Source organism: Microvirga guangxiensis (assembly GCF_900102135.1).
GTDB classification, from domain to species: domain Bacteria; phylum Pseudomonadota; class Alphaproteobacteria; order Rhizobiales; family Beijerinckiaceae; genus Microvirga; species Microvirga guangxiensis.
In genome coordinates, this window is the sequence record NZ_FMVJ01000002.1 from 41501 (window position 1) to 60863 (window position 19363).

21 protein-coding genes are annotated in these 19363 nt (G+C 62.5%); 5 read left to right on the forward strand and 16 right to left on the reverse strand.

Going from position 1 to position 19363, the window contains the following annotated elements:
* Nucleotides 1–56: 56 nt before the first annotated feature.
* The 3 genes from BLP10_RS00190 to BLP10_RS00200 are packed head-to-tail and all read right to left on the reverse strand — an operon-like array spanning nucleotide 57 to nucleotide 1976.
* Complete coding sequence (locus BLP10_RS00190) at nucleotides 57–485, reverse strand: potassium channel family protein (RefSeq protein ID WP_091127884.1); 429 nt, start codon at nucleotides 483–485, stop codon at nucleotides 57–59.
* A 9-nt stretch (nucleotides 486–494) separates the two neighbouring features.
* The gene (gene cax / locus BLP10_RS00195; RefSeq protein ID WP_244510331.1) at nucleotides 495–1640 is read right to left on the reverse strand and encodes a calcium/proton exchanger; all 1146 of its coding nucleotides are present in this window, start codon (nucleotides 1638–1640) and stop codon (nucleotides 495–497) included.
* Nucleotides 1641–1685: 45 nt separating this feature from the next.
* A complete protein-coding gene (locus tag BLP10_RS00200) occupies nucleotides 1686–1976 on the reverse strand; it encodes a hypothetical protein (protein ID WP_091127889.1) in 291 nt (96 codons plus the stop codon).
* A gap of 393 nt (nucleotides 1977–2369) precedes the next feature.
* On the opposite strand from BLP10_RS00200, the gene BLP10_RS00205 reads away from it, so the two are divergent.
* The 4 genes from BLP10_RS00205 (at nucleotide 2370) to BLP10_RS00220 (ending at nucleotide 5735) form a co-directional block, all read left to right on the forward strand.
* Entirely contained in the window at nucleotides 2370–2795 is a 426-nt protein-coding gene (locus BLP10_RS00205) for a hypothetical protein (RefSeq protein WP_091127893.1), read from the forward strand.
* Nucleotides 2796–3002: 207 nt separating this feature from the next.
* A complete protein-coding gene (locus tag BLP10_RS00210; protein WP_091127895.1) occupies nucleotides 3003–3440 on the forward strand; it encodes a hypothetical protein in 438 nt (145 codons plus the stop codon).
* Nucleotides 3441–3507: 67 nt separating this feature from the next.
* Complete coding sequence (locus tag BLP10_RS00215) at nucleotides 3508–3954, forward strand: hypothetical protein (protein WP_091129920.1); 447 nt, start codon at nucleotides 3508–3510, stop codon at nucleotides 3952–3954.
* 473 nt (nucleotides 3955–4427) lie between these two features.
* A complete protein-coding gene (locus BLP10_RS00220) occupies nucleotides 4428–5735 on the forward strand; it encodes an MFS transporter (RefSeq protein WP_091127898.1) in 1308 nt (435 codons plus the stop codon).
* A gap of 212 nt (nucleotides 5736–5947) precedes the next feature.
* On the opposite strand, the gene BLP10_RS23025 is transcribed toward BLP10_RS00220, so the two are convergent.
* Nucleotides 5948–6664 carry a hypothetical protein gene (locus BLP10_RS23025; protein WP_175493706.1) on the reverse strand — a complete coding sequence of 239 codons (717 nt, stop codon included), beginning with the start codon at nucleotides 6662–6664 and terminating at the stop codon, nucleotides 5948–5950.
* 310 nt (nucleotides 6665–6974) lie between these two features.
* On the opposite strand from BLP10_RS23025, the gene BLP10_RS23030 reads away from it, so the two are divergent.
* Entirely contained in the window at nucleotides 6975–7169 is a 195-nt protein-coding gene (locus tag BLP10_RS23030; protein ID WP_175493707.1) for a hypothetical protein, read from the forward strand.
* Nucleotides 7170–7181: 12 nt separating this feature from the next.
* On the opposite strand, the gene BLP10_RS00230 is transcribed toward BLP10_RS23030, so the two are convergent.
* The 12 genes from BLP10_RS00230 to BLP10_RS00285 all read right to left on the reverse strand — a co-directional run bounded on the left by BLP10_RS00230 (nucleotide 7182) and on the right by BLP10_RS00285 (nucleotide 19356).
* Complete coding sequence (locus BLP10_RS00230) at nucleotides 7182–7625, reverse strand: lipid-binding SYLF domain-containing protein (protein ID WP_091127903.1); 444 nt, start codon at nucleotides 7623–7625, stop codon at nucleotides 7182–7184.
* Between the two features lie 250 nt (nucleotides 7626–7875).
* Nucleotides 7876–8214, reverse strand: a complete 339-nt coding sequence (locus tag BLP10_RS00235) for a phasin family protein (protein WP_091127906.1) — start codon at nucleotides 8212–8214, stop codon at nucleotides 7876–7878.
* Nucleotides 8215–8307: 93 nt separating this feature from the next.
* On the reverse strand, nucleotides 8308–9543 hold the full coding sequence (locus tag BLP10_RS00240) for an HlyD family secretion protein (RefSeq protein WP_091127908.1): 1236 nt from the start codon (nucleotides 9541–9543) through the stop codon (nucleotides 8308–8310).
* The gene (locus BLP10_RS00245) at nucleotides 9536–10018 is read right to left on the reverse strand and encodes a hypothetical protein (protein WP_091127911.1); all 483 of its coding nucleotides are present in this window, start codon (nucleotides 10016–10018) and stop codon (nucleotides 9536–9538) included. The genes BLP10_RS00240 and BLP10_RS00245 overlap by 8 nt, the downstream gene beginning before the upstream one ends.
* 36 nt (nucleotides 10019–10054) lie before the next feature.
* Nucleotides 10055–10312, reverse strand: coding sequence for a hypothetical protein (locus tag BLP10_RS00250; protein WP_091127914.1), 258 nt, complete (start codon nucleotides 10310–10312; stop codon nucleotides 10055–10057).
* A 27-nt stretch (nucleotides 10313–10339) separates the two neighbouring features.
* The gene (fabI, locus tag BLP10_RS00255; RefSeq protein ID WP_091127916.1) at nucleotides 10340–11146 is read right to left on the reverse strand and encodes an enoyl-ACP reductase FabI; all 807 of its coding nucleotides are present in this window, start codon (nucleotides 11144–11146) and stop codon (nucleotides 10340–10342) included.
* Entirely contained in the window at nucleotides 11143–13572 is a 2430-nt protein-coding gene (locus BLP10_RS00260; protein WP_091127919.1) for a DUF3141 domain-containing protein, read from the reverse strand. Before BLP10_RS00260 ends, fabI begins: the two co-directional genes overlap by 4 nt.
* Before the next feature lie 36 nt (nucleotides 13573–13608).
* Nucleotides 13609–14118 (reverse strand): hypothetical protein, encoded by a 510-nt coding sequence (locus BLP10_RS00265; protein WP_091127922.1) that lies wholly within the window; start codon nucleotides 14116–14118, stop codon nucleotides 13609–13611.
* Between the two features lie 17 nt (nucleotides 14119–14135).
* Nucleotides 14136–15344 carry an acetate/propionate family kinase gene (locus BLP10_RS00270; protein ID WP_091127925.1) on the reverse strand — a complete coding sequence of 403 codons (1209 nt, stop codon included), beginning with the start codon at nucleotides 15342–15344 and terminating at the stop codon, nucleotides 14136–14138.
* 3 nt (nucleotides 15345–15347) lie between these two features.
* A complete protein-coding gene (locus tag BLP10_RS00275) occupies nucleotides 15348–16328 on the reverse strand; it encodes a phosphate acetyltransferase (protein WP_091127928.1) in 981 nt (326 codons plus the stop codon).
* 266 nt (nucleotides 16329–16594) lie between these two features.
* Complete coding sequence (locus BLP10_RS00280) at nucleotides 16595–17047, reverse strand: helix-turn-helix domain-containing protein (RefSeq protein ID WP_244510332.1); 453 nt, start codon at nucleotides 17045–17047, stop codon at nucleotides 16595–16597.
* 131 nt (nucleotides 17048–17178) lie between these two features.
* Nucleotides 17179–19356, reverse strand: coding sequence for a mechanosensitive ion channel family protein (locus BLP10_RS00285; protein WP_244510333.1), 2178 nt, complete (start codon nucleotides 19354–19356; stop codon nucleotides 17179–17181).
* Nucleotides 19357–19363: the final 7 nt, after the last annotated feature.

Below are 19363 nucleotides of genomic sequence, written 5' to 3' on the forward strand. Positions count from 1 at the left end.
GCCATTGGCATTGATGATATCGCGGCGGCATCTCATGCCTTTTCACACATTCAGAGTTAGTCATTCCGATTGCGGATGCCCATGGACTGCCTCAGCACCTCGAAGATGACTGCCGTCGACCAGCCGAACAGGAGAGCGCCGTTCATTGCCGCCATTGGGCCGAGCAGGCGCCAGCGCTCCAACGGCACCACGTCGCCATAGCCGAGGGTCGCATAGTTGACGAATGCGAAGTAGAGCACATCGGCGCCGGGGGGAGCGACATTCAGGATCGCATAGGCGAGCGCCCACACCATCACCTCGCCCACATGCGCGACCATAAGGATCCCAACGGTTGAGACCATGACGGCGGCGAGCCAAACTTGGGGCCGGCCCCGTCCCCACTTCAGCGCCCGGCGGGCAGTGCTTACGACAATTGTCATCACAGCGGCATGGATGGCGATGTTGCCTAGGCTGACCGCCCCACCGAGGAGAAGCTGCAGCAACATTGCCCTGCCCTACTGCGCAGCCGCCGGGATCAAGTACAGGATGGTTGCGATAATCAAATAGAGCGCGATCAGCTGCGCGCCCTTGAACCAATTGGACCGGCCTGTCGTGGTCACGGTTGCCCCGAGCAGGACTGCCCCGAATAGCATCCACATCTCGGCTTGGGAGAACACCAGCCGGAACTGGGGCTGTCCCATGACGGGTGCAACCAGCACCAGGATCGGCGCGACGAACAGCGCAATCTGCACGCAGCTCCCCAAGGCGATACCGATGCTGAGATCGGGACGGTTGGCCCGACCCATGGCGATGGCCGACCCGGACTCCGCTGCACCACCGACGAGTGCGAGCACGATCACGCCCATGAACATCTGCGACATGCCCAACGTGTGCCCGGCTTGTTCGGCGGCACCGACGAGAATCTCGCTCATCCAAGCAGCGCCGAGAGAGGCGATCGACAGGGTCGCGATACCCAACCTGAGGCTTGGATGCTTCCCGCCTTTCTCCTCAGAAGGCGCATTCAGCTCGGCGAAGGTCTCCGGGTGGGTTCTCAGGGAGTACAATAGGAAGAGCCCATACAGGCCCAGCAGTACGACTGCCACGACGAGATCCAGAGTGGCATGAACGCCAAGGTGAGGTTCCGAATCCAGGGCCCGGTGGAAGGCGCTCGGAAGCGCGAGGCTGATCCAGGCCAGTACCATGGTCGATGAATAGACCCGTATCGCGTTCGGATTGTACTCTTGGTTGTGGTGCCGCAGGCCGCCGAGCAGGAAAGATACTCCGAGGGCCACAAGCAGGTTGGCGAGCAGCGCCCCGACGATTGAAGCGCGCACCATCTCCAATAGGCCTGCCCGCAGAGCTGCCATGGCGATGATCAGCTCCGGCAGGTTGCCGAAGGTGGCGTTAAGGAGTCCTCCAATCGTCGACCCGGTATGGACGGCGACCTGCTCGGTGCCCTGAACGATGAGCTTGGCGAACGGCACGATGGCCAGAGCCGCGCAGAAGAACACTACGCTGGCCGGGATGGCGTCGGCGTGGTCGAACAAGGCTGCGACAGGCGCAAGGACCAACAGCCACAGGAGAGACGGCCTGATCGGGAATGCCCTGAACAGGGATGCCTCGGGCATCGGACGTGCGGTGGGATACGGATTGTCCCTCATGATCCCTCCCCTTGATCTTCGTGTGCAGGCCTGCCGGTCTCCCCCTCACGGCCCGTTGTCGATGCCGACGGAGCGACACACTCCACCAACCGGACATTGCGGAATATCGGCTGTCCTCACCCAGGCCGGGTGTGCGGTTTCCTGGAGCGCGCAGAAGGTCCCATCGCGCACATAGCGGTCATAGGTTGTCGGACCGGTGCGCAGCACGGCTGCACCCTGCGAGGCCACAATCCCTCTGGCTTGGGCGCAGGTCATGCCAAGGGTCGTTGGGCCTGACTGTGCGATGGCGCCTGTGGCGAAACCGGCAAGAACGATGGACACCAGAAGAGGCTTCATGGACTTCTCTGCCTTTCAGCGTCACCCTAGCCCACCCGGACCATCGTGCTTGATCGGAGGGGACAATCTCTTGACAGTTTTGACCGGAAACGCACCCCTCAGGATGGCACTCTGACGAGATGCCGACTTTGTCCCAATCTGCAAAGATCCTCGCGGCCATGGGTTTGATTGATGCCGCATCGTCGGGTCGAGGCGGCGGCGAACACTACTTCGACGGAACGCGCCGGAGCCGAAAAGAAGCGGCAATAAACCCAGCACCGCTGGCTCAAACTGCCAAGAGATTGTCCTCGCCAGTCAAGCATGCCCCCCTGCCCCGTTTACAGTGATCTTTCCTGGCCGGCAGGATTCCAACCAGGACGATCATGAACGGATGTTAGTTGGCAGGAGGACACGATGCGAGTAGCAGAATTCATCCGCACCGCCGGGGTTGGCCTTGGCATCGCCGCGTCAGCAGCTGTGTCGGGCGCGATGGCGCAGGGAGGCCCCTCGGGATACCAAGGTGCCTGGCTGTCAGGCGGCATGGATTGTGCGGAGGTTTACTCATCAGCCGGGAAAGGGACCACGTTCAAAAAGCCGGTCGATATCTTCGCGCCTGCCTTCATCGTCTCCGGCAACCGCCTCAGAACGCCCCAGGCGTCGTGCCGCATCAAATCGGTCAGGCCAGCCGGAGACCGTCAGCGTCTCGTCCTCGGCTGCACCAATGCCGTGGCGGGCAACGAGGTCAGGGTTCTGATGGCAACTCAGCCAGACGGCTCGCTTAAACGCTACTTCAACGAGCAGGACACGACCGGCACTTCGTATCAGCGCTGCTCCCGATAACGGCAATAGCGGCTTCGGTTAGTGTTCCAGCCTCTGCAGCAATGCCGACAACGCGTCCTAAAGTGTCAACGCCATGTCCCAAGCGGTCAAGCATAGCCGACGGCTTGATGTACTTTGATGCCATGCGAGCGACGCAGCCCTATCCCTGTTCCCCTTTGATGGGCTGCTCACGCGAACCGACATCGGGCACCATAGCGGAGAGCGACCATGATCGGTGTGAGGGCAGTGCGGAAAAGACGGATTGTATCTGTTCTGGCGGCGAATTTGCTGGGCCTGTCCCTCTCCGCCACTGCAGCCCTGGCGGATGATCCCATGCCTGGACAGGCGCAGCTGGCGTCCGAGATCGGTTCAAAGTCGACCGTGCCTGCTTCCAAGCGGTCCGGGCGCACCAAGTCAGAGGCGCGCAAACCGATGACGCCGCCCGACCGGGCCGGCAACTTCGTTTATGGCCTCATCAACACCATCCGGACTCAAAGCGAGGAATTGTGCATCCGCTACGGCAACCCGGCCGATTGCCTGGAAGAAGCGGAGGTCTGCCTGACCATGCGCGACACGGACGACAATCAGGTCAGGTTATGCCTCAACACGGTTCCCGGTGGCGGCGAAGAGGGCGGTGCAACACAGAAGTCGCGGCTGAGACGGTAGCCGCGATGCTGACGGCGCGTGATGTGAAACGATAGCGGGGGCAGACCATAAGCCTATGGAGGCTGACATGAGGAAACTTGCAACTCTCGCCGCTGCCGCCCTGATCGTAACCGGCAGTGCCGGAACTGCGGATGCTCAGTACGGGCGCGGCTACCGCGGCTATTATCACCATCATCACGGCTGGGGCGGCGGGGCTGTCGCGGCTGGGCTGGTCGGCGGGGCCATCCTCGGGGGCCTGATCACCGCGGCCGCCACTGCCCCGGCCTATGGATATGGATACCCAGCCTACGGCTATGGGTATCCAGCCTATGGCTATGGCTATTACGGACCCTGGCCCGGCTACTACGCGCCGCGTTACTATTACCCGCGCCCGGTTTATTACGGCCCACGCTACTACCCGCGACGCGTCTACTATGGACCCCGTTATTACGGACCTCGCTACTATGGCGCATACCGGGGCTACTACGGCCCACGCTACGTCGGACCACGCGTGGCCTACCGCCGCTACTGGTAAGGATGTGCCGCAGGTCGGAGCTGGCCAGTCCCTCGACCGCGCTTCTTCGCGTTCAGACGCGGCGTCACCGACCATGACTACAGGCCATGGTGTCAGTGAAGTCGGCGTCTGGCGCGTTCGCCCATGCCAAGCCGTAAGTCGGGAGGCACATCATACAAATCGCGACGACGCGGTAGCTCACACACCCAAGCAGTGTTCTGCCAACGAGAGTGGGCGAAGCCGATCCGCAAGATCCACTGACCGCACGTCACGACACATGGCGCGCGAATTGCTCCTCGGCTTTGGCCTGTTGAGCCTGACCATCGTGTCCTGACTGCTGGGCATAGGCGCCTCGAGATCTTCCTGCGCCAGGCCTGACATCCCCTGCTCCATGGCTCAGACGTGGACGCGGGCCTTGGCCTGGAGCCACGGCCATGGCGCCAATGGCACGGTTGTGGCAAGTTCTCACATTCCGACAACGAAGGGGCGAGGCCATGGAGCAGGTGCGCCCGCGGACGACGCTCGCGGCTGAAGGAGCGGATCGAACCCATGCCTGGATCGTCGTGGGCCTGCTGTTCCTGTTCATGCTCATCAATTTCGCCGACAGGGCGGTGCTCGGCCTTGCCGCAGTCCCAATCATGCAGGAACTGGGGTTGAGCCACACCGAATTCGGCCTCATCGCAACGAGCTTCTTCACCCTCTTCTCAGTAGGAGGCGTGATCGGCGGGTTCGCGGTGAACCGCGTCGCCAGCAAGTGGGTGCTGGCTGCGCTGGCGCTGATCTGGTCCTTGTGCCAGTTGCCCATGCTGCTGTCGGTGTCGGTGGCAGCCCTAATTGTAAACCGGGTCGCCCTCGGCTTCAGCGAAGGGCCTGCCTACCCGGTTGCGCTGCATGCTGCCTACAAATGGTTTCCGAACGAACGCCGTGCTGTCCCGACCAGTCTCATCGCCATCGGCGCCTTGGCTGGCAACGGGATCGCGGCGCCTTTGATTGTCACCATTGTTGCCGCGTGGTCCTGGCATGCCGCCTTCGGCTTTCTCGGAGCGATTGGCTTGGCTTGGTGCGTCGCATGGCTGCTGGTGGCTCGCGAGGGCCCGGTCACTCCGGATCGCGTCAGCTCCAGAGAATCTGCTGCCCATCTGTCCTACCGCCGCCTGTTCAAGTGCCGGACGGTTGTCGGCGTCCAAGTTGTCGGCTTCTGCGCCTATTGGCTACTGACGTTGGCCGTCGTCTGGCTGCCGGCATTTCTGACCCAGGCCTACGGCTACACGCCGGCCCAGGCCGGTTGGATCATGATGCTTGTGTCCCTCGGTCAGATCGTGCTTCTTCCTGGCATATCGATATTGTCCGACGGTCTGAAGCGGCGCGGCGCCTCGAGTCGGCTGGCATGCGGATCGGTGGCGTGCGCAAGCACCCTCGCTGCTGGTCTGATCGTCATCCTCTTGGCCCAATCAGAAGGGTCGCTGGGGGTCATCGTATGCACCGTGATCGCCTTCTCCCTCTGCAACGTGATGTTCGTGCTTGGACCGGTCCTGGTTGCCGAGGTCACTCCGGTCGAACGGCGCGGGGCGGTCCTCGGTGTCACCAATGCGATCACGACGCTGGCTGGCCCCCTCGCCCCGGTGGTCACAGGAATGATGGTTGACGTCGGCGCTCATCCGGCGGACGGGGTCCGCACAGCCCTCCTGATCGCGGGAGCTCTGGTCATTCTGGGAGCGCTTGTGGGATTTGTGCTGATTGATCCGGAAGCCGACCGGGTTGGAAATCCGCATAATCCCCAGGCCGAAACCAATCCAGCATAGCGGCTTACCTGTGTCGCGAATCCTATGCCGAATTGTAAGTGTCTTGGACCATTCGAGACCATCGCTCTCAGACCGGCAAGACTGCTGTTCCCAGACATAGGCACACAGCTTGGTGCCGGAAGTTTTCCGACACCAGGAAACCGTTGTGATCCGCAGCCTCTGAGGAACCGAATGGTCATCCAGCTCGGAGGTGGTCCGTTAGTGCGAAGCGGTCACTGCACAGTGCCACGGGCCCGCCCGCCCGGAGTGCGGCAGGAGCAGCCGACTCCGATGGGCGCGGGATTGGTCAGAGCGCAGGTTCGAGCTGGCGTCACGCAGTAGCCGCCGGCGGCCGATGCCACTGGCGTTTGGTACGTAGAGTATGGATAGCCATAATACGGATACGTGGCCGCTGCCCCGATAACCGCTCCTGTGGCCAGTCCCCATCCTCCATAGTACGGATAGCGCCCATAGTAGCCGCCATAATAGGGGTACCGCCCACGATAGTAGGGATAGCGTCCGCCCCACGTGCCGGGCGGGCGTACGCCGTACCGCCAATCATTACGATTGCCGAAGTAGTCGCCTCTGTTGCCAGGGCGGTTGTCGAAACGGCCGCTAGGATTGCTGATCGCGGCCTGACGAAAGCCCCTGGTTCCTGGCTGGATGCCGGCCACGCGGCTCGGTGCGCCGGGCCGTGCGGCTATCGCCCCGCCTCTTAAGCTCCCAGTGCTCCCAGGAATATACATCCTGGACCCTCCCCCGAAGCTGCCGCCGCGGAAGCCTCCCCCACCCCGGAAGGCGCCTCCGCCACCACCGAATCCACCCCCGCCCATACGGGCTCCGCCTCCAAAGCCGCCACCGCCGCGTCCGCCGCGTTGGGCTTCGGCAACGTCCGGGATCAGAAGAGCACCTATTGCGAGGGCACTCAGAGCCAAGAGTAGCTTGTTCATGATGATCCTCCGCTTTCCGACAGGTGCACCGAATGAATCGAGGCAGGCTGTCCGGACTGAGCCACCATTGTGCTCCCATCCGGAGAACGTGCTTGATCGTCTGGGACAAGCGCTTGGCATTTTGAGACCCAGAGACGTTGCGAGGCCCTCACCGCCGTCGGCGCCTTCGCCAGGGGTACCAAGGTATTGGCTTCAGGGAACTCAAGATAAGCGCGGATCGAAGGCGGACCGTAAGCCTTTTGAGCCTTTGACGGCTGGGCGCACTAACCGCAGATTCGCTTGCTTCGAAAACTGGGAAACAGGTGAGGCCATGGCGGTGGACCGTACGATGCTGAGGCAAGCCCTGAACGAGCTCGTGAGATTGAAGGGCAGCGCCGACAACCCGACACGCTTCCTCGCCCGGCTTTACAACTCTGCTCTCTGTGAGTGGGCCGGCGAACTCGGCGTGGACCAGCAGAAGCTCAACAAGCTGGTCCACGTCAGGGAGGCGATTTCAGGCCGCTGAGGCTGCTGAGGCTCATCGCAGGCTGACCTCGATGCCGCTTACGTTGGCGTTCAGCTCCAGACCAATGTTGCGGCCCCGCAGCTCGAGGACGACACCTCTCGCATTCTGCAGACGAATGCTCGATGCGCCACCGCCAGCGGCGGCTCCCACGCCAACGGCTGTATATGTACCGGCGATGTCGGAAGCCCGGCGCAGGTTGTAGGCGCGTCCGGTCAGATCGGCCTTCGAGGCCCCAATCGTTGCGCCGAAACTCAAGCCGCCGATACTCAGCGGATATCGTCGTCCCTGAAAAACGAGCGTGCCCTTGCCGCCGCCGACACCGACGATGAACCCGGCTTTCGCGATCTCGACGTAGACCGTCCCTGTCGCGGCCCATGCTGGTGCCACCGGTCCTGATGCGAACATCACTGCAAGGGTAACCAGACCATAACGAAGAGTGCTGCGGATTGTGAGCATCGATCTCTCCCTTGTCTCACGTTCTCATAGGCTGAGGCGAATCCGGAACCTGTCGAGTGCCCAGCCTTTGGTGAAAAGCCCGTCGCCCGAATGCACGGTCACGCGAGCCTCTCAGATTCTGCGCATTTTTAGACCGCGAACCCTCTTAGCGCTTGACACAAGAGGACATCGGCTTGGCATTTCAGGACCGATGCCAGCCAATCGATGTTCAGCTCTCTGGCTGCTCGGCTTTCACGATGGCTGGAACCCATCATCTGGTCCGACCGTCACCATTCAGGGACTTGGTGCAGATGGTCATCAACTTGCCGATCTCGGAATTGTAGTCACGCAGGGTGTCTTCCATCCAGCGGGATTGGATAGCAGTCACGTCTGCGACGTTTCTGCAGCCCATCATCTCACGGGTGGTCTCAGCGTCCTTCTCCAGACGCATCGACACGAAGCTCATCATCTCGCGCTGGCATTCGGTGGCTGCGGCGAACCACGTCTCCGTGGCATTCGCCAGGGCGCGCGTCCTGTCGTCTGATACAGTAAAAATAGCACCGCTTCGCAGCGTATCCGATGTTCCTGAATTTTTTGACATGGTGGCCATGGATCGTCCTCCTTGAACGCTTCTCCGACATTGAGGGATTGCCCCTCGCCTGCTCCAGACGGCAGAGGGCGAAGCCTGCCGTCTATCTTGCTGTCAGTGCCCACCGAGCACGAGAGTCTGGATGGGATAGAGCAGCGCCTGGATGCGCAGGATCATGGCATGCACAAGCCCGACAGCATCCACCGCGTGAAGGACGAGCCCTCGCATCGCGCTGGTTTCAGGCGCGATGATTTCCTCATGATTGCTGGTATAGGCATTGACGATGCAGCTGCTGCCGGGGGTGACCCCGTCGAACCCGCCTTCGTAGAGCGGTTCCAGGAAAGCCAGGATGGTTCCCGGCCGCGCGACCTGCTGCGCGTCCAGCAACTGCTCGCCGCTGCGGATCTGACCCGCGGCGATATAGTCTTGAACCCCGGTGACCACCATTGGGATGATTGTCCAGGGTTTCGACGCGCAGGTGGCCTCGGCCACCATCCCGACCTTCATCACCTGCGCCTCAACCTGCCCGAAGCCCGCCTGCAGGCGTCCCCGTCCGGCCCCTTCCGGGATCAGAACTCCGGCCGGGCGCATGAGTGGATTGACGATATCGCCCACCCGCAGCGTGAACTGCTCGACCCGCCCGTCCACTCCTGCCCGGACGACGGTCTTCGAGAGGTCCACCTCAGCCTGTGCCAATTCAGCTTCGGCGCTGGCCTTTTGTGCGGGAAGCAGTGTGGAGAGCTGCGCCTCGGCCTGCTGCTTGGCCGCAGTGGCGGCATCGATAGTGCCCTGACGGCCTTGCACAGCGACCTGCAGCTTCTCGATATCGCGTGTCGCCACGGCACCAGGGTTGCGCCGGTAGATCTCCTGCTTGGTCTCCAGTTCATCCACCGCCTGCTGGTAGGCGCTCCGGGCCTCCACGATCTTGCCCTCGGCAGCTTGGATATCCGTCTTCGCGACAACGAGCGCGGCTTCGACTTCGGCGATCTTGCGGCGAGCGGTCTCTGCGGCCGCTTCCTGCTTGGAGCTGTCGAGACGGAAGAGCGCCGCGCCTTGCTTAACCTCGCCGCTGACACCATCGACATAGACCTCGGCCACACGCCCATTGGTCTCGGGCAGAACGGGAATAGTGCGGAAGTATGCAGTGGCGTTCGTGGTCGACGGATGATTGTAGAAGACTACCGTGATCAGCCCGATGGTGAGCATCAGGCACGACACGATGCCCCAACGCAATTCGAACCAGACCGAGTAGAGGGTAATCTCTTTACCGATGCGCTTGCCTTGGCCATAGCGGCGGTAGAGATAATCCGGCAGGATCGTCAACAGGGAGCAGAGAAGAAGCTCAAGCATGGGTTCGCTCCTTCGGCATGCGGGGCAAAGTGATGGTTTTCGGCACTTCGACGGCACTTTCAGTCGATTCTTCAATGGCCGGGCGAGCAGCGCCGATCTCATCCGGAGCTTCGCCAGCACCTTCGCCCGGGGGAATGCCGGCGATTTTTTCCAGCGATCCGGCGATGCGACGCAGCGGATTGCCGAAGTCGGGAATATCGATCAGAGCGAGCAGCAGCCCAGCCACCCAAAACAGATGCACGTGCGTGAACAGCGCCAGCAGGCCCAGAATGGCGACGATCTCGAATTGCAGCTTGTGGCCTCTGTGGGCGATCCGTTCCGGCAGGGTGTGCAGGCGCAGGAACAGCAGCCCTACCGCCAGCACGGCGAGCAACAGGAACACCGCCACGGCCACCAGCAGAACATCGGTTCCGCCGGGCGCGGTGATGAAGACCGGCAGGTGATGAGGGGCCGCTGGGTTAAGTGACACGCTCATATCGTTTCTCCCACTCTCCTCCTGGTCGGCTTTTCGCTAACACCCGTTGCAGACGCTGCGCAGAGTGCGGTTCAGCCGGCGGTCCATTTCGCGGAACCTTCGGTCCGCCTCGGCCTGAGTTTTACTTGCGGAACTCTGCGGGTCTTTTTGCTGCTGAACCGACTGGCGTGGCTTTTGTCCTTGCGATTGCGGAGTCTGCAAATCTGGCGCCTGGGCCATAACGCCGCCAGCCAGCAGGAAAAGGAATGCCGCGATGCCTGCACGCCAACCCGATGCGAAAGGGATGAAGGTCATTGAAACCTCCCGTAATCGTTGGACCTGTCACGCCACGATACTGAGTCCGCCGTCGACATAGATGGTCATCCCGGTGAGCCGCCGCGCAAATGGCGTCGCCAAATAGGCGGCCGTAAGACCCACATCGTCGATGTCAACCAATTCGCCGATGGGAGCGCGCTCGATGGCCTCGGACAGCAGGACGTCGAAGTCCTTGAGGCCAGAGGCCGCCCGCGTCTTCAACGGTCCTGGCGACACGGCATGCACCCGGATGTGTTTGTCACCGAGCTCATAGGCAAGGTAGCGGACGGCGCTCTCCAGCGCCGCCTTCACCGGACCCATCAGGTTGTAGTTCGGAACGACCTTATTCGCGCCGTGATAGCTCATCGCCAGAAGCGTTCCGCCTTCGCGCATCAACGGTTCGGCGAGTCGCGCCATGCGGATGAAGGAATGGCAGGAGATGTCCATCGCCACCTTGAACCCCTCACTGGAACTGTCGACGAGCCGTCCTTGCAAATCCTCCTTCGGCGCGAACGCGATGGAATGGAGCGCGATGTCGAGGCTTCCCCAAGTCGCGCTGATCTGTTCGAAGACAGCCTCGAGCTGTCCGCTCTGAGCCACGTCGCATGGTGCGAAGATCGAGGCTCCGAGCTCCTTGGCGAGAGGCTCGACATAGGGCTTTGCCTTCTCGTTGACATACGTGACTGCGAGCTCAGCCCCGAGCTGGCGAAAGATCCGAGCACAGCCATAGGCAATCGAATGTTCGTTGGCGATGCCGATGACAAGAGCACGCCTCCCGTGGAGGATGTTCGACTGGACAGCGGTCCTGGCCACTTTGGCCGGTTCATCGTTCATGGGTTCGCCCTCGTGCGTCGGGTGTCGCGTGCATGACGGGCGGATCTCTGCCTAACCATCGCTTCAGAACGAACCTCTGCTTTACCGTCTGCCAGCGTCACGGTGATCGGCTCGGCTTCCGTCTTGCGGCTTGTGTCACCGTCGGAGAGGAGGCGCCGGATCTCGCTCATCAGCGTGACCTGCTTCTCGTTGGCCTCGATCCGGCCCTCGACGCGGTCGAGCAGATCGAGCAGCCTGCGCCGATCCGCGGAGGTGCGCAGGAGCTTCGGCAGCGCGGTGAGCGCCTTTACCGGTTCGAAGTCGACGATATAGGACTGCTCACGGATGATCGCCTGGGCAACCTCCGCCGGCATATCGAGCAAGCCGATCTCTTTGCCAACGAGTTCGCGCGCGCGCTTCATGGTCGATAGCCTGCGTCGGCCTGTGCCGGCCTTCATCAATAGGAGCGCCGCCCGGACCATGCCCCTCGTCGCGTCGCCCTCCTCGATATGCGTCAGCGCATCCTTCACCGGCGGAGCATTCCGCACATCGTTGAGCTCCTCAGGAACAGCCTCTTTCTCCTCCACGGCCATGCCGATGCCAGCCGGACCGTAGGTGCGGAAAAATGTGTTCTCGACCGTTGCATCGCGAAGGTCTCGATAAAGGTCCCATGAAGCGGAGGTCACAGCGGCGGTCCATTGCTCCATCATGGTCATCGGGCCATCGCTGTTGCGTGACACCCGGTTCGCCCGCGCCATGTCCGCCATGCCTTTCAGCGGCCACAGGAACGGATTAAGATCGGACACCGCCCAGCGCTGCGCCCGTTGCGGGTGCATGGCCCGTCTCATGGCCGCTCCAGTGGGTGTTACGGTTGCCGTCATGGCAGGATGGACGAAGGTCTCATAGGCGGAGACGAGCGCTTCCGACGTCTTCTCGACTGCTTGGAATGGCATCTCGTCCTTGCGGCTGTATCTCTGCAGAACCTGAAGGTCCTCGACCCGACGCTCGGTGAGAAGCACGTCGTAGCGCACGCTTCCGTTGTCGCTCTGCTCCTCGACCTGCATTCCGTAAAGGCCGGGCGGCAGATGTTCGATGTAGCCGATCAGGTCGGTGATCTGGGTGTACTCGCGCTTGGCGACCGACCCAGAGACGAAGATGCCGAGATGGCCAACGCTCTCGTGCATCAGACCGACGATCACTTGCCCGTTCGCCTTGAGAGCTTCCGTGGTCGGATAAAGGTCGGCGACCCAGTTGAAAGCCTGCTGCGGCGGCGTGATGTTGTCCCCGAGTGATGCGAACAGGATGATCGGCGACTTGACCGCCCGCAGGTCGAAGGCGCGTCCCTCGGACCATTCGGCATCGCCATCGGCCAGATTGTTGCCGACGAACAGGTTCTCGACGATCCAGCGGATCTCCTGCCTGTTCATCAGGAAGAACCCGCCCCACCAGCGCTCGAACTCCAGGAAGCGCTCCGGCTCCGTGTCGATCTTCGAAAAGAGCGTGTAGTACTTGTCGAAGTAGGTGTTTGCCGGATTGAGGTACTCGAAGTTCTCGACGAGGTAGGCGCCATCGAACGTGCCCGCGCCGAGATCGCTGGCCAGGAGCGCAGGCCAGGCGCCGCCGAGCATGCCGCCGGCATAGCGCATCGGGTTCTCGCCGTCGTTGCCCGCCCAGTACGACATCGGCGCACCGTTGATGACGATGGGTCCTACCAGGTCAGGCTCCATAGCGCCGACGAGCATGGATGCCCATCCTCCCTGGCAGTTGCCGAACAGGACAGGCTTGCGAGTCTTCGGATGGCGGCCGCCGACGATGCGAAGGAACTCGGCCTCAGCGCGAGAAACATCCGCCAGCGTCTGCTCAGGCATCGGCTCGGGGAAGAAAATCACGCAGTACACCGGGTGCCCCGCCTTGAGTGCTACGCCGACCTGCGAGTCCTGTTTGAATCCGCCGATGCCAGGACCATGGCCCGCCCGTGGATCGATGATGACGAAGGGTCGGAGTTCGGGATCGGTCTGGATGCCCTCCGGCGGGACGATGCGCACGAGAGCGTAGTTCACAGGACGCTCGAAGGTGCGCGCATCTGCGACCATCTGCCAGTCGAAGTCCAGCAGCGGCGGCTTGCCCGCCTTCTCGTGCTCGACCCAGTTGTTGCCACGCTGGCGCAGCGTGTCCCAGAACAGGATCGAGCGCTGGGTGAAGTCGACCCAGTAGGAGCTGACATCACGCAAGACATCCAGCGGCGACGTCACACGGAACGGCTCATCTCGCAATGGCTCGCTCGCGGCCCTCACCGCATCGAGATAGCGCTGCGCGGCCTGCGCGTACCGCTCCTGGTAGACTTCCGTGACCTTCGTCTGCGCTTGGGCGAGTTGCTCCAACCCTGACTGGACACGGTCCTCGCTGCGCTCGACCTTTGGTTCGACCCGTTGCGTTGCAGTTTGCATTGCCATCGTCCACCTAACGAAGGTTGCAGGACAGGATCAGCGTTTTGTATCGCCCCACTTGAGGAAGAAGCCGACATCCCCTGGCATCCCGCCCGGCCACTCGATGATCAAGGCGCTGAGCTTGAATCCGGCATCCCGGAGCTGGTCGCGCCACAGTTCGTAGGCCTGGCGCGGCCTCCCGGTGAGGGTGTCGGGCCATGCCGGATCAGAGTTGTTGATCGCGCGGCCGTGGTCGGTGCACAGCGTGTTGGGGAACCGCATCACCATGAGCTCGGTCTGACCCCGCTCCGCCGCCGCCTTCAGCTTCGCCTTCAACGGCTGCAGGATGTCCTTCAGGCGCTCCGGCGTCAGGTCGATGGGCTCGGCCATCCGCTTGATCAGGTCCTGGCGCGCCTTCTCGGCGCGGTCCATGCCGTCCAGCGACTTGGACGCCTTCGCCATCTGCATCTCGGTCATGTAGGTCCGCAGATCCGCAGCCGACATGAACGTCTCGTCCGCAAGCTCCTGTCGGGCCTTCTCGTCTGGCCTGGTCTTCAACGTTTCCATGACAACAACCTCCCTGTTCAGGATGCGAGTTTGGCTTGCATGCCGCCGAGCACGCTTCGCGTCTGCCGAGCGATCACGAGTTCTTCGTTAGTGGGGATGACCCACGCCATGGGGCCGTCTCCGGAAGAGATGCATGGGCCTCCGGTGCGGTTGATGGCGTCATCGAGTGTGAGTCCAGTCCAGGCAAGACCGGCCATTACCTCAGCGCGGGTCGCCACATCATTCTCGCCGATACCGGCCGTGAAGACGAGACCGTCGATGCCGCCCAGAGCTGCGACGAGTGAGCCGATTTCACGCGTGATGCGATACACGAACATGTCGATGGCACGCTTGGCATCGGCATTGGTCGCGGCATGGCCCCGCAACACGCGCATGTCGTTTGAGAGGCCGGACACGCCAAGCAATCCCGATCTCTTGTAAAGCACGCCTTCGGCCTCATCCGGACTGAGCTTCATTTCCCGCAGCATGTAGAAGACGACGCCTGCGTCGATGGCGCCGCAGCGGGTTCCCATCGGAAGTCCATCGAGGGCCGAGAAGCCCATGGTCGTTGCGACGCTGACGCCATCCTTGAGTGCGCACAGGCTGGCGCCATTGCCGAGATGGGCGACGATCACCCGCCCCTCCGCAAGGCGTGGCTCATAGTCCTTGAGCACGGACGAGATGTAATCGTAGGAGAGACCGTGGAAGCCGTAGCGCCGCACGCCGCTCTCGCGCATCTCGCGCGGCAGGGCGAACAAGGTGGCGATGTCGGACTGGGTCTGGTGGAAGGCGGTGTCGAAGCAGGCAACCTGCGGCATCCCCGGCAGGCGCCGGCGCACGATCCGAATCGGCTCGAGGTTGTGCGGCTGATGCAACGGCGCGAGCGGCACCAGCAGCTCAAGCCGCTGGACGACGGATTCGTCAACCAGCACCGGAGCAGAGAAGGTCTCGCCGCCATGGACGACGCGATGCCCGATGGCCACGGGCTTGCGCTCCTCCCGAAACTGGCTCAGCCACGAGACGAGGTGCATCAGCGCCTCCTCGTGCCCAGTTTGGTTGCCCCCGACCCATGTCTTTTCCTCGAGGATCGTCCCGTCGGCGTCCTTGACAATGAAATGCGCGGTGTCCCCTAGGCCTTCGTAGAGCCCCTTCCACACGAGCTGCGGCTCCGCGCCGTCGAGCATGTCGTAGACCTGGAACTTGAGGCTCGATGATCCCGCGTTGAGGACGATGAGGACGGGCGTCATGGCTCAGATCTCCGGAAGGGCGAGTTGCCTGCGCTGCGCGTCGGCCACGAGCGAGGCTACGGCGCAGGAAGCGAGTCGCGTGATCGTCGAGTCGGCCCGGCTTGTAAGGATGACCGGCACGCGGGCGCCGAGCACGATGCCAGCTGCATCCGCATCGGCCAGGAAGGTCAGGCTCTTGGCCAACATGTTGCCGGCTTCGAGATCGGGAACGACGAGTACATTGGCTTGGCCAGCTACCGGCGACTGGATCTTCTTGATCGCCGCGGCACCAAGATCGATTGCATTGTCGAGGGCCAGCGGACCGTCGAGGATGCCGCCGGTGATCTGCCCGCGGTCAGCCATCTTGCACAAGGCCGCCGCCTCGATGGTCGAGGGCACCTTCGGATTGACGGTTTCCATTGCCGACAGAATCGCAACGCGCACTGGATCGACCCGGAGAGCGCGAGCAAGGTCTATGGCATTCTGCACGATGTGGACCTTGTCCTCCAACGTCGGCGCGATGTTCACCGCCGCATCCGTGATGATGAGCGCAGTCTCATGGCCGGGAACGTCCATGACGAAGCAATGACTGATGCGGCGCGCGGTCCGCAGGCCGCCTTCGCGCCGAACTATGGCGCCCATGAGCTCGTCCGTGTGGAGGCTGCCTTTCATCAGGGCCTCGGCTTCTCCAGCCTTGACGAGCTCAACCGCCTTGTCGGCCGCCGCATGGCTGTGCGTGGCTTCGACGATCCGGACAGGAGGCATATCCCTGTTGAGGGCAGCAGCAGCGGCGCGGATCTTGTCTGGCGGTCCCACCAGGATCGGCTCGATCAGGCCGAGCTCGACCGCTTCGAACACCGCACCCATGGAGGCCGCATCGCAAGGGTGAGCTACGGCCACCTTCAGTTTGGGAAGCGACTGGGCCGTTGTGATGAGCCGGTCGTATTTCTCGTGCCGCCGCTGTCCCTGCTGAGACGTGTTTGGGGCTGAAACCGCAACCGTCATGATTGCCTCCGCGCTGTGCTGCCAGTGGGCGGCCCTAATGGGTCGCCCATGCCGCCGGATCGGCTCCCGTGCCCGGTGTCGCGGTTGTCCGGCTTGTTTGGTGAGACGAGTATGATCCACCCGGCATTCGCTGCTTGACCCGATGAGCCAACGTTTTGACAGTTTGGGACTGCCCGGCTGGAAATGAGCGCCGCCTCTGTCTTGCTTGGTCTGGAATAGGAGCAGCGGAGTTGTCCGCCTCCTCCTGAAAGAGGCCGATGGTCAGATCAGATACACTTGTCCGACTGGCTCGGCAGGCTGCAGGAGTCTCGATCCGCGCGAGAGCGGTGCGCCTTTCGCAACCGCACTTTCAGGGCTGGGGGATGGCTGGCGCGCCACGCCGATGGGGTCTGCCCTGACCAGCGTCGGAAGGCCCGCGTGAAGGCGCTCGGCTCTGAGTACTTGAGGGCTGCAGCAACCTGACTGAGCGCCATGTCGGTGTTCTGCAGCAACTGACATGCGATCTCGAAGCGAACCTCATTCGCCACCTGTCGGAATGCGAGTCCCTCGGTGCGCAGGTGTCGGGTCAGCGTGCGGCGGTGCATCGAAAAGAGACGGGCGACCGTAGCGGCGGAACAGGTATCCCTCAACAGTTCGGTCCGAAGCAGTCGGCGCAGATCCGCAGTGAGCGGGCCGGAATCGCTTGGTGCCGGCTCGTCTGCCCTGCGGGTGGATGGCATCTCCATCGCTTCTCCCCTTCCCGACAGGTCTGCCGCTGCAGAACCGAACTCATCTTATCCGCTCACGATCCGCTTGCTTGACCGCTTTGGACTTTCTTTTGACAGTTCGGGAAAGCGGGCGTGATCTTCAGCTATGCACTCTCTTCGGGTGGAGCTCCTTTGACGAGTTTAAGAGCCTGCCGGGCAGCGGCGGGCTCGGCCTCGTCGCGGCCTGCCACCTGCACGGTGGGCAACGCGAACCTGATCCCGTTCTCGTCGAAGGCCTTCTTGATCAGTGCCAGGGCCCGGCGACGGATAACGAACTGCTCGCCGGGCTTGGTCATCATCTTGAGGCGAATCTGGATACCGTAATCGCCGAACTGCTCGACACCCTGCATCTTGAGCGGCTCGATGATGTGAGGCGCGAACTCGGGATCCTCCGCCAGATCCTTGCCGATCTGCTTGATCAGCTTCTTCGCTTTGTCGAAGTCGGAATCATAGGATACGCCGACGGTCAGCTTGTCGATCACCCAGTCGCGGCTCATATTCTCTACCGCCCCAAGTTGTCCGTACGGGATCGTGAAAACAGGACCGCGATGGTGCCGCAGCTTCACCGAGCGGAAGCCCAGTTTTTCCACGGTGCCCTTGTAGCTGCCGCTCTGGATGTACTCCCCGACTCGAAAGGCATCATCGAGCAGGTAGAAGATCCCGCTGATGATGTCCCTGACCAGCGTCTGCGAGCCGAAGCCAATGGCGACGCCAAAAATGCCTGCGCCTGCGATCAGCGGGCCGATGTCCACTCCGAGGGACGAGAGAGTCATCAGCACTGCTACGGCGGCCAGAATGATGAAGGCCGCCATCCGGAACATCGGCAGCAAGGTTCTGACCCGTGCTTGACTGAGGGCGGCCTCGCTGCCGGAAGGAGCCTCAGCCTGCAGGCGCGACAGGCGCAGGTCGATGTGCGTCTTCACGATCTGCCAGATGAGATCCGCAACGAGCAGGATGACAATGCTGCTGAGCGCGCCGCGAACCAGCCGGGTTCCAACCGTGTCGCGGCTGGTCAACTCGACCAGATCAACGTTCCAAATCTCTGCCAGGAATAGGGCTGCCGCGACGATCAGGAGCGCCCGGATGCCTCGATCCAGGTAAACAGCGCTCAACCCGGCCTGATTGTCGGCTTCCGCATTTTCAGAGGGCCGCAGCAAGTGACGGACGGAACGCTGCATGATCTTCACCGCTTGGGGCAGCACGACAACGACGATCAGGAGCCAGAACAGACCCATCAGTCCGGCAACCCACAATCCCCACAGCAAGACCAGGTAGAGCGACAGCAGCCACGTTCCAAGGACATGGTGCCGGGGAGGATGTTCGGCCTTTTCAGTCTCGAGAGTGGTGGACAGCGGCCATCTCCAGACGGCTTCGACCGCCAGCACCAGGAGGCCGAGGCCCAGGACATACGCGACCAGCCTGCGTCCGTCGGGAGAAAACCCGAGAGCATGCACGAGTTCGACCGTCGCCCAGCCGAACGTGAACCAACCGACGAACAGCACCAGGCGGCGATACCAGAATCGGGCAGCCCCATCATTGATGGGAATGACACGCAGAGCTGCGGGATCGTGGTAGCCCACCGGCTCAGGCGCGAGCAGGATCCGACCACCCAGAAGAGCAAGCCGCAGCAGAAGAGCTGCGAACAGATAGGCAAGCACGATCCGCTTGAGCAGAGGCGGCCAATCGAAAACGAGAAACGCGCCGATGCTCCCAATGCCGAAGATAGCCACATGGGCCAAGCCAAACGCCATGCGTGAGACTGTCACTCGAACACGTTCAGCCGCCGTCTGCACGGGACGGAAGACGCTGCGGTCGTGCGCAGTGACCGTGGCCTTCCGGAACAGCCACTCGACTCCGGCGCCGAGGCCAAGAAAGCCGAGTATGAGGATCATGACATCAAGGAGCGATCGGCTGCGAAGCTCCTGTGCCAGCAGATCCGCGGCCCGCGCAGCCTCCTGAGGGAGACGAGGCACCGCCGCCGCAAGAGCGGCAAGATGCGCCCGCAACGCCTCGACCCGCGTTGCCAGCATCTGGGAATCCATGCCTTGCGGCTCGGAGGATGTGGGCTCGCGTGGCGGAGCCGCTGACTGTCGCTGCTGATCGATCCAGGTCCGGGTGGCCGGATCATCCAGGAGCTTGAGAAGCTCCTGCACCTGCGGCGGCGCAGCCGGAGCCGCGGCGGGCTGCGCGCAGGCGGGACTGGCTCCGACCCGAAACACAACCGTCAGGATCATCAGCCCCCACAGGGCGCCGGCCACGACCTGGAGACGTCTTACATCCACCGTCTGC

What these genes read in the sequence shown, in the direction of transcription:
- BLP10_RS00190 (WP_091127884.1), bottom strand. Translation starts at nt 485, where the DNA reads ATGTTGCTGCAGCTTCTCCTCGGTGGGGCGGTCAGCCTAGGCAACATC.
- cax (WP_244510331.1), bottom strand. Translation starts at nt 1,640, where the DNA reads ATGAGGGACAATCCGTATCCCACCGCACGTCCGATGCCCGAGGCATCC.
- BLP10_RS00200 (WP_091127889.1), bottom strand. Translation starts at nt 1,976, where the DNA reads ATGAAGCCTCTTCTGGTGTCCATCGTTCTTGCCGGTTTCGCCACAGGC.
- BLP10_RS00205 (WP_091127893.1), top strand. Translation starts at nt 2,370, where the DNA reads ATGCGAGTAGCAGAATTCATCCGCACCGCCGGGGTTGGCCTTGGCATC.
- BLP10_RS00210 (WP_091127895.1), top strand. Translation starts at nt 3,003, where the DNA reads ATGATCGGTGTGAGGGCAGTGCGGAAAAGACGGATTGTATCTGTTCTG.
- BLP10_RS00215 (WP_091129920.1), top strand. Translation starts at nt 3,508, where the DNA reads ATGAGGAAACTTGCAACTCTCGCCGCTGCCGCCCTGATCGTAACCGGC.
- BLP10_RS00220 (WP_091127898.1), top strand. Translation starts at nt 4,428, where the DNA reads ATGGAGCAGGTGCGCCCGCGGACGACGCTCGCGGCTGAAGGAGCGGAT.
- BLP10_RS23025 (WP_175493706.1), bottom strand. Translation starts at nt 6,664, where the DNA reads ATGAACAAGCTACTCTTGGCTCTGAGTGCCCTCGCAATAGGTGCTCTT.
- BLP10_RS23030 (WP_175493707.1), top strand. Translation starts at nt 6,975, where the DNA reads ATGGCGGTGGACCGTACGATGCTGAGGCAAGCCCTGAACGAGCTCGTG.
- BLP10_RS00230 (WP_091127903.1), bottom strand. Translation starts at nt 7,625, where the DNA reads ATGCTCACAATCCGCAGCACTCTTCGTTATGGTCTGGTTACCCTTGCA.
- BLP10_RS00235 (WP_091127906.1), bottom strand. Translation starts at nt 8,214, where the DNA reads ATGGCCACCATGTCAAAAAATTCAGGAACATCGGATACGCTGCGAAGC.
- BLP10_RS00240 (WP_091127908.1), bottom strand. Translation starts at nt 9,543, where the DNA reads ATGCTTGAGCTTCTTCTCTGCTCCCTGTTGACGATCCTGCCGGATTAT.
- BLP10_RS00245 (WP_091127911.1), bottom strand. Translation starts at nt 10,018, where the DNA reads ATGAGCGTGTCACTTAACCCAGCGGCCCCTCATCACCTGCCGGTCTTC.
- BLP10_RS00250 (WP_091127914.1), bottom strand. Translation starts at nt 10,312, where the DNA reads ATGACCTTCATCCCTTTCGCATCGGGTTGGCGTGCAGGCATCGCGGCA.
- fabI (WP_091127916.1), bottom strand. Translation starts at nt 11,146, where the DNA reads ATGAACGATGAACCGGCCAAAGTGGCCAGGACCGCTGTCCAGTCGAAC.
- BLP10_RS00260 (WP_091127919.1), bottom strand. Translation starts at nt 13,572, where the DNA reads ATGCAAACTGCAACGCAACGGGTCGAACCAAAGGTCGAGCGCAGCGAG.
- BLP10_RS00265 (WP_091127922.1), bottom strand. Translation starts at nt 14,118, where the DNA reads ATGGAAACGTTGAAGACCAGGCCAGACGAGAAGGCCCGACAGGAGCTT.
- BLP10_RS00270 (WP_091127925.1), bottom strand. Translation starts at nt 15,344, where the DNA reads ATGACGCCCGTCCTCATCGTCCTCAACGCGGGATCATCGAGCCTCAAG.
- BLP10_RS00275 (WP_091127928.1), bottom strand. Translation starts at nt 16,328, where the DNA reads ATGACGGTTGCGGTTTCAGCCCCAAACACGTCTCAGCAGGGACAGCGG.
- BLP10_RS00280 (WP_244510332.1), bottom strand. Translation starts at nt 17,047, where the DNA reads ATGCCATCCACCCGCAGGGCAGACGAGCCGGCACCAAGCGATTCCGGC.